Origin of the sequence: Streptomyces sp. NPDC006643, from assembly GCF_042870175.1 — a bacterium.
Lineage (GTDB): Bacteria > Actinomycetota > Actinomycetes > Streptomycetales > Streptomycetaceae > Streptomyces.
On sequence record NZ_JBIAHA010000021.1, the window covers coordinates 16,690 to 31,687 of the forward strand.

Below are 14,998 nucleotides of genomic sequence, written 5' to 3' on the forward strand. Positions count from 1 at the left end.
CGAAGCACGCGCGGGCGCGAACGACCCCACCGGTACGCCCCCGGACGTACCGACCGGCACGAGCACACCCGGAAACCCGCATCCCGAACGCGAGACCGACACCGGCCACGTACCGAAGCCCTCCGCCGAAGCACGCGCGGGCGCGAACGACCCCACCGGTACGCCCCCGGACGTACCGACCGGCACGAGCACAGCCGAAAACCCGCATCCCGAACGCGAGACCGACACCGGCCACGTACCGAAGCCCTCCGCCGAAGCACGCGCGGGCGCGAACGACCCCGCCGCTGCGCCCCCGGACGTACCGACCGGCAGGAGCACAGCCGAAAACCCGGATCCCGAACGCGAGACCGACACCGGCCTCGTACCGAAGCCCTCCGCCGCGGCGCGCGTGCACGCGGGCGCGAACGACCCCGTCGGCCGGGAAACCGGCCGGCACACCGGCCCGGACAGCGCCGCCGGCGTACCGCCAGGCACCGACCCGCGCCGGGACGCCGACCCGGACACGCGTCCCCCGGGGCGCCGGGCGGGGCGGCTCCCCCGTCGTGGCTCCCTCCGGGCGCCCGAGGCCACCCGCAGCAACGCCCTGCACGCCGGGGCCTGGTGGCTGTGGGCCCTCGGGCTGGCCGTGGCCGGGTCGCGGACCACCAATCCGCTGCTGCTCGGGCTGCTCGTCGGGGTCGCCGGATATGTCGTCGCCGCGCGGCGGACCGACGCGCCGTGGGCCCGGTCGTACGGGGCCTTCGTCAAGCTGGGGCTCGCCGTCATCGCCGTCCGGCTTCTCTTCTCCACCGTCCTCGGCTCGCCGATCCCCGGCACGCGTCTGATCGTCACCCTGCCCGAACTGCCCCTGCCCGACTGGGCGCAGGGCATCCGGATCGGCGGCCGGGTGACGGCCGAGCAACTGGTGTTCGCGCTGTACGACGGCGCCAAGCTCGCCACGCTGCTCATCTGCGTCGGCGCGGCGAACGCGCTCGCCAACCCGGCCAGACTCCTCAAGTCCCTGCCGGGCGCGCTGTACGAGGCCGGTGTCGCCGTCGTCGTCGCCATGACCTTCGCGCCGAACATGGTCGCCGACGTCCTGCGGCTGCGCACCGCCCGCCGCCTGCGCGGCCGGCCCGCCGGCGGGGTGCGGGCCGTCCTCCAGATCGGACTGCCCGTCCTGGAGGGCGCGTTGGAGCGGTCCGTCGCCGTCGCCGCGTCGATGGACGCGCGCGGGTACGGCCGCACGGCCGCCGTACCGGCGCGCGTCCGCCACACCACCACCGCGCTGACCCTCGGCGGTCTGCTGGGTGTCTGCGCGGGGTCGTACGGGCTTCTCGCCGCCGAAGGCGCCTCCTACGGTCTGCCGCTCCTCGGCATCGGGCTCGTCGCCGCGCTCGCCGGTCTGCGGCTCGGCGGTCGCCGTTCGGTCCGTACGCGCTACCGCCCCGACCGGTGGGGCGTCCGGGCCTGGCTGGTCGCGGGGTCCGGGGCGGCCGTCGCGGTGGTGATGATCCGGGCCGGCGCCTACGACCCGGTGGGGCTGCACCCCGGCGTCGTACCGCTCGTGGCACCCGGTCTGCCGCTGTGGCCCGCCGCGGGCATCCTGCTCGGTCTGCTGCCGGCCTTCGTCGCACCCCTGCCGCCCGCCCTCACGCACAAGGAGAAGACCCGGTGATCCGGTTCGAGCAGGTGTCGGTGGTGTACGCCGACGCGCCGGCCCCCGCCCTCGGCGCATCGCAGGGGGTGGATCTCACCATCCCCGAGGGCGAGTTGGTGCTGCTCGTCGGCCCCTCCGGCGTCGGCAAGTCCACCTTGCTGGGCACGGTGTCCGGGCTCGTCCCGCACTTCACCGGCGGCCGGCTGCGCGGCCGGGTCACCGTCGACGGCCGCGACACCCGCACCCACAAGCCGCGCGAACTCGCCGATGTCGTCGGCACGGTGGGCCAGGACCCGCTCGCCCACTTCGTCACCGACACGGTCGAGGACGAACTGGCCTACGGCATGGAGTCGTTGGGCCTGGCCCCCGACGTGATGCGGCGCCGCGTCGAGGAGACCCTGGATCTGCTGGGCCTGGCCGAGCTGCGCGACCGCCCGATCGCCACCCTCTCCGGCGGCCAGCAGCAGCGCGTCGCGATCGGCTCGGTGCTCACACCGCACCCGAAGGTGCTGGTCCTGGACGAGCCGACGTCCGCGCTCGACCCGGCGGCGGCCGAGGAGGTGCTGGCCGTGCTGCAACGGCTCGTGCACGACCTCGGGACGACCGTGCTGCTGGCCGAGCACCGGCTGGAGCGGGTCGTGCAGTACGCGGACCAGGTCGTCCTCCTCCCCGGCCCCGGCGAGGCCCCGGTCGTCGGCGCACCGGAGTGGATCATGGCCCGCTCCCCCGTCCACCCGCCCGTCGTGGCGCTCGGCAGGCTGGCCGGCTGGGACCCGCTGCCGCTGTCGGTGCGGGACGCCCGCCGCCGGGCGGGCGACCTGCGCGCCCAACTCGCGACAACGGTGCCGCCGTTGGCGCCCTCCCGGACCCCGGCCGCGGCGCCGGGGGCCCGGCCCGGCACCCCCCGTACCGCGCTCGGCCGTCTGCTGCACCGCCGGCCGCGGCCCATGCCGGCCACCGACGTCACGACCGTCACCCGCCTCACCGTCCGTCGCGGGCGCGTCGAGGCGCTGCGCGGCATCGACCTCACCATCACCCCGGGCGAGACCGTCGCGCTCATGGGCCGCAACGGCGCGGGCAAGTCCACCCTGCTCGCCACCCTCGTCGGCATGGTCGAACCGTCGTCCGGTTCCGTCACCGTCGGCGGGCACACCCCGCACCGTACGCATCCGCGCGAGCTGATCCGCCAGGTCGGGCTCGTCCCGCAGGAGCCGCGCGACCTGCTGTACGCGGACACGGTCGCCGCCGAGTGCGCGGCGGCGGACACCGACGCGGGCGCCACACCCGGCAGTTGCCGCGCGCTGGTCGACGAACTGCTGCCGCACGTGCCCGACGCGACACATCCGCGCGACCTGTCGGAGGGGCAGCGCCTCGCCCTCGCGCTGGCGATCGTGCTGACGGGCCGGCCCCCGCTGCTGCTCCTGGACGAACCGACGCGCGGTCTCGACTACGCGGCCAAGGCCCGCCTCGTGGACATCCTGCGCGCGCTCGCCGCCGACGGACACGCGATCGTGCTGGCCACCCACGACGTGGAACTCGCCGCCGAACTCGCCCGCCGGGTGGTCATCATGGCCGACGGCGAGATCGTCGCCGACGGCCCCACATCCCAAGTCGTCGTCTCCTCACCGGCGTTCGCACCGCAGGTCGCGAAGATCATGGCCCCGCAGGAGTGGCTGACGGTGTCCCAGGTGAGCCGGGCGCTGGCCGCGGGGGACCCGGCATGAGCACCCCGCCCGAACCCCGGGCCCGCGCCGTACGCCTCGGTCCCCGCTCCGTCGCCGCGCTCGCCCTCGTCAGCGCGATCGGCGTCGTCGCCTTCGGGTGGCCGCTGCTCGCCGACTCCGCCTCCGGGCTCGCCCACTCCCAGGACGCGCCCTGGCTCTTCGCCGCCCTGCTCCCGCTCCTGGTGGCCGTCGTCGTCGCGACGATCGCCGACTCCGGTCTGGACGCCAAGGCGGTCGCGATGCTCGGCGTGCTGGCCGCCGTCGGCGCCGCGCTGCGTCCGCTCGGGGCGGGGACGGCCGGGCTGGAACCGATGTTCTTCCTGATGGTGCTGAGCGGCCGGGTGCTCGGCCCCGGTTTCGGCTTCGTCCTCGGCTCGGTGACGATGTTCGCGTCCGCGCTGCTGACGGGCGGTGTCGGGCCGTGGATGCCGTTCCAGATGCTGTCGATGGGCTGGTTCACGATGGGCGCGGGCCTGCTGCCGGGCGCGGACCGGCTGCGCGGGCGCGGGGAGTCGCTGATGCTCGCTGCGTACGGGGCGGTGGCCGCCTTCGTGTACGGCACGCTCATGAATCTCCAGGGCTGGACCTATATCGGCGGGCTCTCGTCCGGGATCTCGTTCCGGCCGGGCGACCCGGTCCACGAGAACCTGGTGCGCTTCCTCGCGTACTGCGCGGCGACGTCCTTCGGCTGGGACCTGGGACGGGCGGTGCTCACCGCCGTACTGACCCTGACGATCGGCGCCACGGTCCTCAAGGCACTGCGCCGGGCCACCCGCCGGGCCTCGTTCGACCCCGAGATCACCTTCGACGGGCGAGACCACGACCAGGCACCGGACCAGGGACCGGCACCGGCACCGGCGCACGAACAGGGACAGGCACGGGGGCGGAAGTGGCGGCGGAAGCGGGGACCGGTCCCGGACGCGGTCACAGCTCCAGCTCGCCCACCGTCTCACCCCCGCTGATCTCCCCCGTCGGCCGGAACCCTAGCCGCAGGTAGAAGCGTTCGGGCCCGTCGTCGCCCGGCTCCCAGGTGGCGGTCAGCCGGGTGCCGCCGCGGCGGCGGATCTCGGCGGCGACGGACTCGACCGCGAAGCGGCCGTAGCCGCGCCCCTGTTCACCGGCGGCGATGTTGAGGCGCCACAGTCCGGAGCGGATGTCCCGGCCTGTGCCGTCGCCCGCGAAGTCGATGTCGAGGAAGGCCATCAGGAAGCCGACGACCCGGTCACCGTCGAGGATGAGCCGGGGCCAGGCGGTGTCCTGGTGCGCGTACGCCTCGGCGAGGGACGTCACGACCGGTGCGACGAGATGCCGCTGGTCGGGGCGGACCCGCACCCCCACCGCGGCCTCGAAGTTGGCGGGGGTGATCTTCTCCAGCCGGAGCGTCGTCGTCATGGCGGGAACGATAGAAGCGCCACGCCGTGGCTCAAGTGATTTGTCGCGCCGTCGACTTCGGGCCCGCCTCCCGCACCTCGGGCGCGGTCATGTCGCCCGAGCCCTTCCGGTCCGGGTTCCTTCCGGTCGGCGGCATCGACGCGGCCGTCGGCTCGGCCCCCGCCAGCCGGCGCGGCCCCGACAGCACGTACGTGAGGGTGAAGCCGACGCCCACGACGAGCGCCCCGCCCACCGCGTCCAGCACCCAGTGGTTGGCGGTGGCGACGATCGCGCAGACCGTGAACAGCGGGTGCAGCAGCCCCAGCAGCTTCATCCACAGCTTGGGCGCGAGCAGCACGATCACGATCCCGCACCACAGCGACCAGCCGAAGTGCAGAGACGGCATCGCCGCGTACTGGTTGGTGATGGTCGTCATCGGGCCGTAGTCGGGGTTCGCCAGGTCCTGCGGGCCGTGCACGGTGTCGATGTAGTCCAGGCCCGGCATCAGGCGCGGCGGCGCGAGCGGGTAGAGCCAGAAGCCGAGGAGCGCGAGCAGGGTCGCGAAGGCGAGCGAGGCGCGGGCCCAGCGGTAGTCGGCGGGCCGTCGTACGTACAGGACGGCGAGGATGGCGAGCGGCACCACGAAGTGGAACGAGGTGTAGTAGAAGTCGAAGAATCCTTCCGCCCACCCCGCCTTCACGACCGCGTGGTTGGCCCACCGCTCGATGTCGATGCCGAGCGCTTCCTCGATGGCGATGACCTGGTGCGCGTGCGACTCGGCGGCCTCGCGTCCGCCGGTGGCGGCGGCGCGGATGTGCGAGTAGACGGAGTAGCCGACGCGGATGGCGAGCAGTTCGAGCAGCAGGTTCGGCCGGCTGACGAGCCGCCGCCAGAAGGGCGCGAGCGGCACCCGTCTCCAGCGGGCGGCGACGGGCTTCGCGTACGCGGTGGGGATCGGCCGGTCGAAGAACGGCGAGGTACGGGTGAGGAACGGTACGGCGCAGGCGGCGGCGAGGGCCGTGATCAGCAGCACGTTGTCCCGCACGGGGTGCAGGAGCGTCATGTTGGGCAGCATCATCCTGCCCGGCAGCGTCATCACTATCACCACGACCACCGGCCACACGGGCCGGTCGGCGGCCCGCTTGCCGACCCGGCCGACGAGCGCGAGCAGCACCCACACCAGCTGGTGCTGCCAGGCGGTCGGCGAGACCGCGACGGCCACACAGCCGGTGATCGCGACGGCGAGCAGCAGCTGCCCGTCCAGGGCGTAGCGGGCGGCGCGGCGCAGCCCGACGAAGCAGACGGCGGCGGCCAGCACGACGAACAGGGCGATCTCCAGCGGCCCTTCGAGGCCGAACCGCAGCAGCGCGCCGTGCAGGGACTGGTTGGCGAGGCTGTCGGGGCTCTCGCCGAGGCCCGCGCCCGCGAGATGGCGCGTGACATACGTCCACGAGTCGCTCGGCAGCGCCACCCAGGCGAGCGCCGTGCAGGCCGCGAAGGTGCCGAGGGTGGTCAGGGCCTGGCGTCTGCGGCCGGTCAGCCAGAGCAGCGGTGCGAACAGCAGCACGGCGGGCTGGAGGGCGGCGCCGAGACCGATGAGGATGCCGGGGCCGGGCTGGCCCCGGTCGCCGCGCGCGACGAAGAAGGCGACGAGGACCAGAAGGACCGGGATTATGCTCGTCTGTCCCAGATGGAAGCTGTTGCGGACCGGCAGGGACAGCATGAGCAGGCTGATCGCGACCGGTGCGGCGAGCAGCCGCGTACGGCGTGACACCGTGCCCGGCAGGGCGCGCGCCGCGACGAGGCCGAGGGCGACGACGAGCAGCAGTGTGCCGAGGGTCCAGGCGACACCGAGGGCCTGTTCGGCGGCCCGCCCCAGTGGTTTGAGGACCAGACCGGCGAAGGGGGTGCCGGTGAACTTCCCGCTCTCGTAGAGCGAGCCGGACACGTGCAGGACGCCGTTCTCCCCGATCCACGTCTCCAGATCGAGCAACCGCTCACCGGGGGGCAGCCGCAGGACCGCCACGGCCTGCCGTACCGCGAGACCGGCCGCCAGCGCCCACAGCACCGCGCGCGCGACACCGTATCCGCTCCCCGCGACCCCGAATCCGCTCCCTGCCGCCGTACTGCCCCGCACGCCCTGCTCCGCATTCGCCACGCCGCGCCGACCCTCCGTTTCCAACCCTCGACCCTGGGTCATGAGCCTCGCATTCCCCCACTGTGGAGACTCAGGCAACCCCCTCTTCGCCTGAGTGTCATCCCTGTTTTGTCCAAATGCCGATGAAAGCACCGATGACACCACAGTCGGCACGCGGAACCGGAGCGGCGTGCTGGGCCGTCTGAGGCGTTGGGTTGACGCGAGGGGGGCACGGGGGATGCGGAAGGCTCAACGGGCGTTTCTGGTGGTGTGCGCGCTGCTCCTGACGCAGCTCGGATCACTGATCGCGCCGGCGTACGCGTGCGGCTGCGGCGCGATGGTGCCGGGCCGGCAGTCCACGATGGGCGTCGACAGGGAGACGTCGGTGGTCCGTTGGGACGGGACGACGGAGCAGATCGTGATGCGTTTCACGGTGAACGGGAACGCGCCGGAGGCCGCGTGGATCATGCCGGTGCCGAGCCGCGCGGAGGTGGAACTGGGCGATCCGGCCCTCTTCTCCGAACTCGACGGCCTCACGGCGCCCGAACGGCGCACGCGCCACTACTTCTGGCCGCGCGACGGCGACTGGCCGTTCGCCTCGGACGACGACGGGGCCACCGCCGGCGCGCCGCCCACCGCCCCCGGCGCGCCCGAAGTCGGTGTCGTCGGCCGCGAACGCCTCGGCGCCTTCGACGTGGCCCGCCTGACGGCGACGGACCCGGACGCGCTGCGGGAGTGGCTCGACACGAACGGCTTCGACCTGCCGCCCGATCTCGCGACGGGGCTGAAGCCGTACGTGGACCAGGAGTGGGAGTACGTGGCGGTGCGGCTGGCCCCGGAGGAGGACGGCGCGACGCTGGCCGGCACGCTCGACCCGCTCCGGCTGAGCTTCGCCAGCGACCGTCTGATCTACCCGATGCGCCTCTCCCGTCTGGCGGACCAGCCCCAGTCGCTGGGCCTGTACGTGCTGGCCGACCACCGGATGGAACCGCGCGACGCCATCGGCGGCGACGCGCCGCGGGTGCGGTTCGCGGGCCGGATCGCGGCGGCCGAGTCACCGGCGGTGGACGAACTGGCGGGCGGCGGGCGGCCGTTCCTCACCGCGATCGATCAGCGTTTCCCGCGCCCCGAACGCATCGACGCGGACCACGAGCTGCGCGCGACAGCGTCGGACACGCCGTACCGGCAGGTCCACTACGACGACGAACTGCGCGTGTTCGCGGGCGTCCCGGCGTGGCTGGCGACGGTGGGCGGCGTGTTCGTGCTGCTGATCCTGCTGGTGGTGGGCACGGCGGTGCTACGGGTACGCCGCCGGTCTCACCGGGCCGACGGGCCGTGGTCCCGTACGTAGACGGTGATCCGCGCCCCGTTGACACGGGTTGTCCGTTCCTCGCGGAAGTGGCGTCGCAGGGCCGAAGACCTGCTGCTCCTCGCCCGCCTCGGGCCCCGGCCCCGGCCGGGAAATGACAGGTCTCGCCGACGGCACCCCTCGCGACGAAGCGCGCTGGTTCGGGCGCCGGTCCGCCGGACGCCGCCCCGCCGGGTCGCGTTACCCCGCGGCCACCGGCCCGCGCGGCGCGCTCGCCTGCCAGCCCGCGAACAGCGGGACCTCGCCCGTGCCGTCCAGGACCACCACGCCGAACGGGCGGTCGAAGGCGATCCGTACGACGCGCCTCGGCGCCGCCGCCCCCGCGCGCATCGCGATCACCGTCACCGCCGCCGCCTCGACGCCCAGTTCGGCGACCTTCACCACCGCCTCCTGCACGACCCTCTCGATCACGAGCCATGTCGGCGAAAGACCGGAGAAGTCGGCGGCGTCACTCGTCGCGTACGTCACACCGAGCGCCGCCAGTTGGGCCGTGACCTCGGTCTTCGTACGGAGTTCGAGCCGCGGCAGGGCGAGATGGATCGCCTCGGCGTCGATCACGTCGCGGCGCGACAGCGGCGCCCACGCGGCGGGCAGGACGTCCGCCGCCCGCGCCCCCTCCGCGCCCAGCACGAACCGCACCCGCACCGCGGACTCGCCGCCCTCGCAGGGCAGTTCGACCACCTGCGTGCCGCCCACCGTCCACGCGGCGCCCGAGTGGAGCTGCTTGCGCATGGTCGGTACGTCACGCACCGCCCCGGCCGCGTCCGTGAAGGGCAGGTCGGCGGTGTCCGCCGCGTCGAACGGGTACGCCCAACGCGCTTTCAGCGCGAGGACGTTGACAAGGGCGAGCAGCGTGCCCCCGTCGATGTCCAGGGGCAGCTTCTCGATCAGCCCGCCGGTCGCCTCCCGTACCCAGGTGTCGATCTCGGCGGGATCCATGGGATCGAAGGCGATGTCGGGAAGCGCTTCCCGGTACGCGCGGTAGACCGAGACTTGGCTCCACACCCGGGTGGCCACGGCCAGTTGCCGGGTACGGGCCAGCGCGCGGGCGCTTTCGGTCACGGCCCCGGCGACGTCCCTCTCCCCGTCCAGCCCCAGCAGGGCCTCCAGTTCACCGGCCGTCTCGCCGCGCGCCCCGGCGGTCACCGCGCCGAGCGCCAGCCACAGGCCCACGGGCGAACAGACGAAGTCGCCGTCCACCGGGCCGAGTTCACCCTCACCGCGTTCGTCCTCGCCGCGTACCCGCAGCCATCGCTCGGCGAGTGCCCGCATCGCCCCGGCGTGTGTCGTGATTCCTGTCACCTGTCCCATGCGGTGAGCGTACGACGCGCGGCGGGGTGATGCGGGCACGCAGACGGGGACGACCGCGGTCCCAACGCGGCCGTCCCCGGGTTCTTGGATGCCCCTGCCTCAGATCCGCAGCAGCCGCTCCGTGACCTCGCGGTAGCTCCGCAGCGCGAGCCGCAGATCCTCCGTGTCGGCCGCGCCGGCCGACGACTTACCGCCGCCGGTCCCGTCCGTGTCCCAACTGTCGCGCAGGGCACGGGGCCGTTCGGCGAGGGCGGCCGTGAGGCGCTTGGTCGCCTCCTCCAGTACGTCCGCCGCTTCCTCGACCGAGCGCCGGGGCCCGTCGATGAAGGTGGACAGCGCTTCCTGGAGGCGCAGGTTCAGCTTGTCGGACTCGTCCTGCGGGATCAGCCGGGGCGCCTGCGGCGGCGCCGTCTCCGGCGCCCGGCCGGGCGCGGTCTCACGCGCCGACGTGGTCGCGGGTCCCGATGTGGTCGTGGGCGAGGTCTCACGCGCCGACGTGGCCGGAGATGCGGTCTCACGCGCCGACGTGGCCGCGGATCCCGACGTGGTCGTGGGCGAGGCCGTGTGCACCGGGTGCACGGGGTCCTGGACCGGGCCCGCGAGCGGGTCCTTCTCCGGGGCCTCGGCCTTCCCACGCGCTGTTCTCGGCGCCGTGGCGGGCCCCGCGGCCGACGTGGCCGGAGTGGCGGGCGCCGTCAGGGGAGGTGTGGGAGGCGGCGCCGTCGGCCGCGCGGGCCGGGAGCCCACGTCCGAGCCCGCTCCGGTGCCGGTGGTCGCGGCGGCGCCCTCCGTCTCGGACAGCGGCACGACCGGTGTCACGGGCCTGCTGCCGCGCTCACTCCTGAGCACGCGCTCCTCCTTGCCGGCGGCCTTCTCACCGGATTCCTTACCGGATTCCTTCGGGTCGTACTTACCGGGTTCCTTCGCGTCGTACGTCATCACACGCCACTCCCTTTCGGCCTCAGTGCGGGGCTCCGGCCCGGGATTCCGGGACGGTGCCGGGGGCTGTCCTCTTTGGTGTCCAGCACCAGCCGCTCGAAGAGCTGGCGCGCCGCGACCATCGCCTCGCGCAGTTCCTCTGTGCTCGCGCCCTGACCCGCCTCCGAGGCGGCGTGGTGCACCCTGCGGTAGCCGTCCACCTGATGCGCGTGGTGCACGGACAGCGCGTCGAGGTGTTGTTCGGAATGCTGGTCGGCGTCCGGGAAGCCGCGGTCGGCGGCCAGCCGGGAGATCAGCTTGTCGGCCTCCACGACGGCCTGTCGCGGGGAGTCGACGAAACGCTCCTGGAGACCGGCCCAGTGGGCGACGTACTGGTCACGCGCCTCGGCCGGCAGCGGGTGCGGACGCAGCTCGCCGTGGAGCCTGACCCGCTCCTTCAGCTCGTTCTCGGCGGCCTTGACATCTCCGTGGTGCCGGTTGACGGCACGCTCGTACTCGGGGCCGAACCGCCGCTTCAGTCCGCCGCGTCCACCGCCTTTGCCGCCCCCGTAGTACAGGACGGCGGCGACTGCGGCGGCGATCACCACGATCAGCGCGACGACGATCAGGACAGTGGACATGGTTGCCTTCCTGGATTCCCGTACTCGACTCGTGTTCCGGTGAAGGGGCGCCTCAGGGAGTCGGGTTGCCCGGAATCCGCTCGCCAAACAGCGCCGGGCCGGGATAGGGAGATCACCATGAACTGGAACGTCCGCCCCGAGTCCTTCGCCACCCCCGAGGCCACCCGGCTGCGCCGCGACTACTACGACGAGGTCGCGAGCCGTTACTGGCGGCGCCCGGCGACGGAGGCGGAGATCGACGAGGGCCTGGCCGAGGACCCGCCCGATGGACTCGCCGCGCCCACGGGCGAGTTCGTCGTCGGGCGGTACGGGGGCGAGCCCCAGTCGTGCGGGGGCGTACTGCTGCTGGACGGCCCCGGCTCACCCACGGCCGAGCTGACGCGGGTGTACGTCCGCCCCGCCGCACGCGGCACGGGCGGCGGTCGCGCGCTGCTCACGGCGCTGGAGGCGGCGGCGCGCGGGCTCGGCGCGACACGGATCGTGCTCGACACGCGCCTCGACCTCATGGAGGCGCGGGGTCTGTACGCCGCGTGCGGTTACGCGGAGATTCCCGCGTACAACGAAGGTCCGTACTCCGAGATCTGGTTCGGCAAGGACCTCACGGACGCGCCGTGATCGCAGCGTGAATCAGGTGGCGGAAAGCCAGGCGGCGGAGACTCGGGTGGCCGAGACCCACGTGACAGCGATTCGCGTGGCGGAGACTCAGGTGGCCGAGACTCACACCGAGTGGTCGCCGCGCGGCTCCGTGCCCGGCCGCTCCGCGTCGGACCCGCCCAGCTCGTCGCTCAACTCCTCCACCAGCCGCACCAGATCGGTCGGCCGGTCCGGCCCCCACCAGTCCCCCAGCAGCTCGGCGAGCGACTCCTCACGCGACCGGGCCAGTACCCTCGCCACGTCCAGACCGTGCTCGGTGAGGACCAGCCCCAGCCCGTCCCGCCGGGCCAGGCCGCGCTCCTCGATCTGCCGGGACGCGTCGTTGATGACCGACAGCGGTACGGGGGTGGCGTCGGCGAGCCGGGCGGGCTCGACCACGCCGTGGCGCCGGATGCGCAGCAGCATCCAACTGGCGGCCGGGAGCAGGTCGTACCCCGATCTCTCGGTGATCCTCTCGTAGATCTTCCGGCGCCCCTCGCGGGTGCCGAGCACGGACAGCGCGCGGGCGCACTCGTCGCGCGAGGAGCGTTCGACCGGGTTGCTGGCCAGGGTCTCGGAGACCTCGGGGGCGGTCACCGAACCGCGCAGCTTGTCCTCCTTGAGGAACCAGGCGACGACGAAGGCCACCAGGACGACGGGCACGGCGAACAGGAAGACGTCCGTGATGGACGTCGAGTACGCGTTGAGCACCCCGGAGCGCATCGAGGGCGGCAGATTCCCCACGGAGCGCGGGTCGGAGGCGAGTCCGCCCGGGGTGACGCCCGGCGGCAGCCGCTGCCCGGCGAGGGAGTCGGTGAGCTTGTTCCGCAGCAGGTTGGTGAAGATCGTGCCGAAGATGGCGACACCGAACGAGGCGCCGATGGAGCGGAAGAAGGTGGCGCCGGAGGTGGCGACGCCCAGGTCCTCGTAACGGACGGAGTTCTGCGCGACCAGCACGAGCACCTGCATGACGAGGCCGAGACCCGCGCCGAAGACGAAGAAGTACGCGCTCATCTCCCAGGTGCCGCTGTTGACCTTGAGCTGGTGGAGCAGCAGCAGCCCGACCGCGATGATGCCCGTGCCGGCGATCGGGAAGACCTTCCAGCGGCCGGTACGGCTGACGATCTGGCCCGACACGGTGGAGGTGATGAGCAGCCCGAACACCATCGGCAGCATGTGCACACCGGACAGGGTGGGTGACACGCCCTGCACGATCTGGAGGAACGTCGGCAGATAGGTCATGGCGCCGAACATGGCGAAGCCGACGATGAAGCTGATGACGCAGACGAGCGCGAAGGTCCTGATACGGAAGAGCCCGAGCGGCAGTACGGGCTCCGCGGCCCGCCGCTCCACCCGGATGAAGAGGACGAGCAGGATCACGGCGAGGACGGCGAGGCCGATGATCTGGCCCGAGCCCCAGGGCCAGGTGGTGCCGCCGAGCGAGGCGACGAGGACCAGACAGGTGGCGACGGAGGCGATGAGGAAGGTGCCGAGGTAGTCGATGGTGTGCTTGGTGGAGCGCACCGGGATGTGCAGGACGGCGGCGATGACGGCCAGGGCGACGACGCCGATGGGCAGGTTGATGTAGAAGACCCAGCGCCAGCTCAGATGCTGGGTGAACAGTCCGCCGAGCAGCGGGCCCAGGACACTGGTGGCGCCGAAGACGGCGCCGAACAGGCCCTGGTACTTGCCGCGTTCGCGTGGCGAGACGATGTCGCCGACGATCGCCATCGACAGCACGATGAGCCCGCCGCCGCCGAGGCCCTGGAGGGCGCGGAAGATGATGAGTTCGGCCATGCTCTGGGAGATGCCGCAGAGGGCCGAGCCGACGAGGAAGATCACGATCGCCGTCTGGAAGAGCTTCTTACGGCCGTACTGGTCGCCGAGCTTCCCCCACAGGGGGGTGGCGGCGGTCGAGGCGAGCAGATACGCGGTGACGACCCAGGACAGATGGTCGAGGCCGCCGAGGTCGCTGGCGATGGTGGGCAGCGCGGTGGAGACGATGGTCTGGTCGAGCGCGGCGAGCAGCAGGCCGAGCAGCAGGGCGCCGATGGAGACGAAGATGGTCCGCCGGCTCAGGCCCTCGCCGGGGACCGGACTCGGCGGCGGGGTGCTCACTTCCTGAGCCATCGGCATCTCCTCGGGTCTGCGTCTGCCCCCATCCTGATTGTTCCGACCGCTTATGGCCTGTTATGTCCTGCCGAACGCGGCGGGCGGCACGGCCCACCTCTGCCGGTGCGGGGCCGGGCTGCATAATCGCTGACAGCCCAAGGGAGGGGACCCACATTGACCGGACAGCTCTGTCCCGAATGCGGTACGCCGCGGGACGCGTACGGCCGACCGGGGGCCGGCTGCGACTGCTCGGAGCGGGCGGCGATAGCGGCGGCCGAGGACTTCGACCCGCTGCGAATACGGCCGTACGTGGCGCTGGAGGACCCGGACGGGGCCGTACCGTCCATCCCGCCGCCACCGCCCCTGTGGGGCGGCGACCGGTCGGAGGGGACCGACCCGGCCGAGACGATGCAGCTGTCGCTGCCGGGGCTGCGGACGACGGCGCCGGGCGCGGCGGCCGATCCGGAACGGACCGGTGGGCGCCGGACGTTCGCGAGGGTGGCGCTGACGGCGGCGGCCGTGGCGGTGATCGGCACGGTCTCGTACGCCGGGGGGCTGTTCACCGGGGGCGACGGGGACGACGAGGCGACGTCCGATCTGAACTCGGGGCTGACGACGGCGAGTGCGCTGCCGGATCCGTCGGTCTCGGCGTCGAAGCCGGCGTCGGGCTCCGCCTCGGCCTCCGCTTCGGCGTCGGCCTCGGCATCGGCGTCCGCGTCGGCTTCGAAGCCGGCCACGAGCGGGCCGCCGTCGGCGACGACGGAACCCGCCGCGCCGGGCACCCCCTCGACACAGGCGCCGCCGGACGGCACGGGGGCGACACAGGGGGCCGGAGCGGGAGCCGGGACCGGCCTGCGGCGCGGGGACAGCGGGGCGGCGGTGGAGGAGCTTCAGCGCAGACTGTCGGAGGTCTGGCTGTACAACGACGCGTACGACGGCCGGTTCGGCGAGCGCGTGGAAGCGGCGGTCCGCGTCTACCAGTCGTACAAGAGCGTCGAGGGCGACCCGAGCGGTGTGTACGGTCCGAACACCCGGCGCGCGCTGGAGGCGGAGACCAGCGGGAGGGGCCGGGAGCAGGGCGGCGGCGGTGGGGGCGACGGCGGGCCCGGCCGGGGAGAGGGCTGGGGCCGGGACTGACTGGCG

At 73.2% G+C, this 14,998-nt stretch carries 12 protein-coding genes; 6 read left to right on the forward strand and 6 right to left on the reverse strand.

Annotation, left to right across the window (positions count from 1 at the left end; genetic code table 11):
- Positions 1 to 583: 583 nt before the first annotated feature.
- Genes ACFYNU_RS26770 through ACFYNU_RS26780 form a run of 3 tightly spaced genes read left to right on the forward strand, consistent with a single transcriptional unit; the run spans position 584 to position 4,325 of the window.
- Positions 584 to 1,657, forward strand: coding sequence for an energy-coupling factor transporter transmembrane protein EcfT (locus ACFYNU_RS26770; RefSeq protein ID WP_356595563.1), 1,074 nt, complete (start codon positions 584 to 586; stop codon positions 1,655 to 1,657).
- Complete coding sequence (locus ACFYNU_RS26775; RefSeq protein ID WP_356595467.1) at positions 1,654 to 3,363, forward strand: ATP-binding cassette domain-containing protein; 1,710 nt, start codon at positions 1,654 to 1,656, stop codon at positions 3,361 to 3,363. The genes ACFYNU_RS26770 and ACFYNU_RS26775 overlap by 4 nt, the downstream gene beginning before the upstream one ends.
- Positions 3,360 to 4,325 (forward strand): ECF transporter S component, encoded by a 966-nt coding sequence (locus ACFYNU_RS26780; protein WP_356595469.1) that lies wholly within the window; start codon positions 3,360 to 3,362, stop codon positions 4,323 to 4,325. The genes ACFYNU_RS26775 and ACFYNU_RS26780 overlap by 4 nt, the downstream gene beginning before the upstream one ends.
- Here ACFYNU_RS26780 and ACFYNU_RS26785 read toward each other — a convergent pair.
- Positions 4,288 to 4,755: a GNAT family N-acetyltransferase gene (locus tag ACFYNU_RS26785; RefSeq protein ID WP_356595471.1), complete on the reverse strand. Its 468-nt coding sequence runs from the start codon at positions 4,753 to 4,755 to the stop codon at positions 4,288 to 4,290. The two genes, ACFYNU_RS26780 and ACFYNU_RS26785, sit on opposite strands and share 38 nt — an antisense overlap.
- 31 nt (positions 4,756 to 4,786) lie before the next feature.
- On the reverse strand, positions 4,787 to 6,934 hold the full coding sequence (locus ACFYNU_RS26790; RefSeq protein ID WP_388767435.1) for a bifunctional glycosyltransferase 87/phosphatase PAP2 family protein: 2,148 nt from the start codon (positions 6,932 to 6,934) through the stop codon (positions 4,787 to 4,789).
- A 175-nt stretch (positions 6,935 to 7,109) separates the two neighbouring features.
- Between ACFYNU_RS26790 and ACFYNU_RS26795 the strand changes: the two genes are divergently transcribed.
- The gene (locus tag ACFYNU_RS26795) at positions 7,110 to 8,222 is read left to right on the forward strand and encodes a DUF2330 domain-containing protein (RefSeq protein ID WP_356595476.1); all 1,113 of its coding nucleotides are present in this window, start codon (positions 7,110 to 7,112) and stop codon (positions 8,220 to 8,222) included.
- A 198-nt stretch (positions 8,223 to 8,420) separates the two neighbouring features.
- Here the strand turns inward: ACFYNU_RS26795 and ACFYNU_RS26800 are convergent, their stop codons facing one another.
- The 3 genes from ACFYNU_RS26800 to ACFYNU_RS26810 form a co-directional block, all read right to left on the reverse strand.
- Entirely contained in the window at positions 8,421 to 9,551 is a 1,131-nt protein-coding gene (locus tag ACFYNU_RS26800; RefSeq protein WP_356595478.1) for a serpin family protein, read from the reverse strand.
- Positions 9,552 to 9,650: 99 nt separating this feature from the next.
- A complete protein-coding gene (locus ACFYNU_RS26805; RefSeq protein ID WP_356595480.1) occupies positions 9,651 to 10,490 on the reverse strand; it encodes a hypothetical protein in 840 nt (279 codons plus the stop codon).
- Positions 10,490 to 11,110 (reverse strand): hypothetical protein, encoded by a 621-nt coding sequence (locus tag ACFYNU_RS26810; protein ID WP_356595482.1) that lies wholly within the window; start codon positions 11,108 to 11,110, stop codon positions 10,490 to 10,492. The genes ACFYNU_RS26805 and ACFYNU_RS26810 overlap by 1 nt, the downstream gene beginning before the upstream one ends.
- Before the next feature lie 117 nt (positions 11,111 to 11,227).
- On the opposite strand from ACFYNU_RS26810, the gene ACFYNU_RS26815 reads away from it, so the two are divergent.
- Positions 11,228 to 11,725: a GNAT family N-acetyltransferase gene (locus ACFYNU_RS26815; RefSeq protein WP_356595484.1), complete on the forward strand. Its 498-nt coding sequence runs from the start codon at positions 11,228 to 11,230 to the stop codon at positions 11,723 to 11,725.
- A 102-nt stretch (positions 11,726 to 11,827) separates the two neighbouring features.
- Here ACFYNU_RS26815 and ACFYNU_RS26820 read toward each other — a convergent pair whose 3' ends face one another.
- Positions 11,828 to 13,873, reverse strand: a complete 2,046-nt coding sequence (locus ACFYNU_RS26820; protein ID WP_356595486.1) for an MDR family MFS transporter — start codon at positions 13,871 to 13,873, stop codon at positions 11,828 to 11,830.
- 156 nt (positions 13,874 to 14,029) lie between these two features.
- On the opposite strand from ACFYNU_RS26820, the gene ACFYNU_RS26825 reads away from it, so the two are divergent.
- The gene (locus ACFYNU_RS26825) at positions 14,030 to 14,992 is read left to right on the forward strand and encodes a peptidoglycan-binding domain-containing protein (RefSeq protein ID WP_356595489.1); all 963 of its coding nucleotides are present in this window, start codon (positions 14,030 to 14,032) and stop codon (positions 14,990 to 14,992) included.
- Positions 14,993 to 14,998: the final 6 nt, after the last annotated feature.

Coding starts and splice junctions, on each gene's coding strand:
- ACFYNU_RS26800 (WP_356595478.1), bottom strand. CDS start 9,551: ATGGGACAGGTGACAGGAATCACGACACACGCCGGGGCGATGCGGGCA.
- ACFYNU_RS26795 (WP_356595476.1), top strand. CDS start 7,110: ATGCGGAAGGCTCAACGGGCGTTTCTGGTGGTGTGCGCGCTGCTCCTG.
- ACFYNU_RS26815 (WP_356595484.1), top strand. CDS start 11,228: ATGAACTGGAACGTCCGCCCCGAGTCCTTCGCCACCCCCGAGGCCACC.
- ACFYNU_RS26805 (WP_356595480.1), bottom strand. CDS start 10,490: ATGACGTACGACGCGAAGGAACCCGGTAAGTACGACCCGAAGGAATCC.
- ACFYNU_RS26790 (WP_388767435.1), bottom strand. CDS start 6,934: ATGACCCAGGGTCGAGGGTTGGAAACGGAGGGTCGGCGCGGCGTGGCG.
- ACFYNU_RS26785 (WP_356595471.1), bottom strand. CDS start 4,755: ATGACGACGACGCTCCGGCTGGAGAAGATCACCCCCGCCAACTTCGAG.
- ACFYNU_RS26780 (WP_356595469.1), top strand. CDS start 3,360: ATGAGCACCCCGCCCGAACCCCGGGCCCGCGCCGTACGCCTCGGTCCC.
- ACFYNU_RS26820 (WP_356595486.1), bottom strand. CDS start 13,873: ATGGCTCAGGAAGTGAGCACCCCGCCGCCGAGTCCGGTCCCCGGCGAG.
- ACFYNU_RS26810 (WP_356595482.1), bottom strand. CDS start 11,110: ATGTCCACTGTCCTGATCGTCGTCGCGCTGATCGTGGTGATCGCCGCC.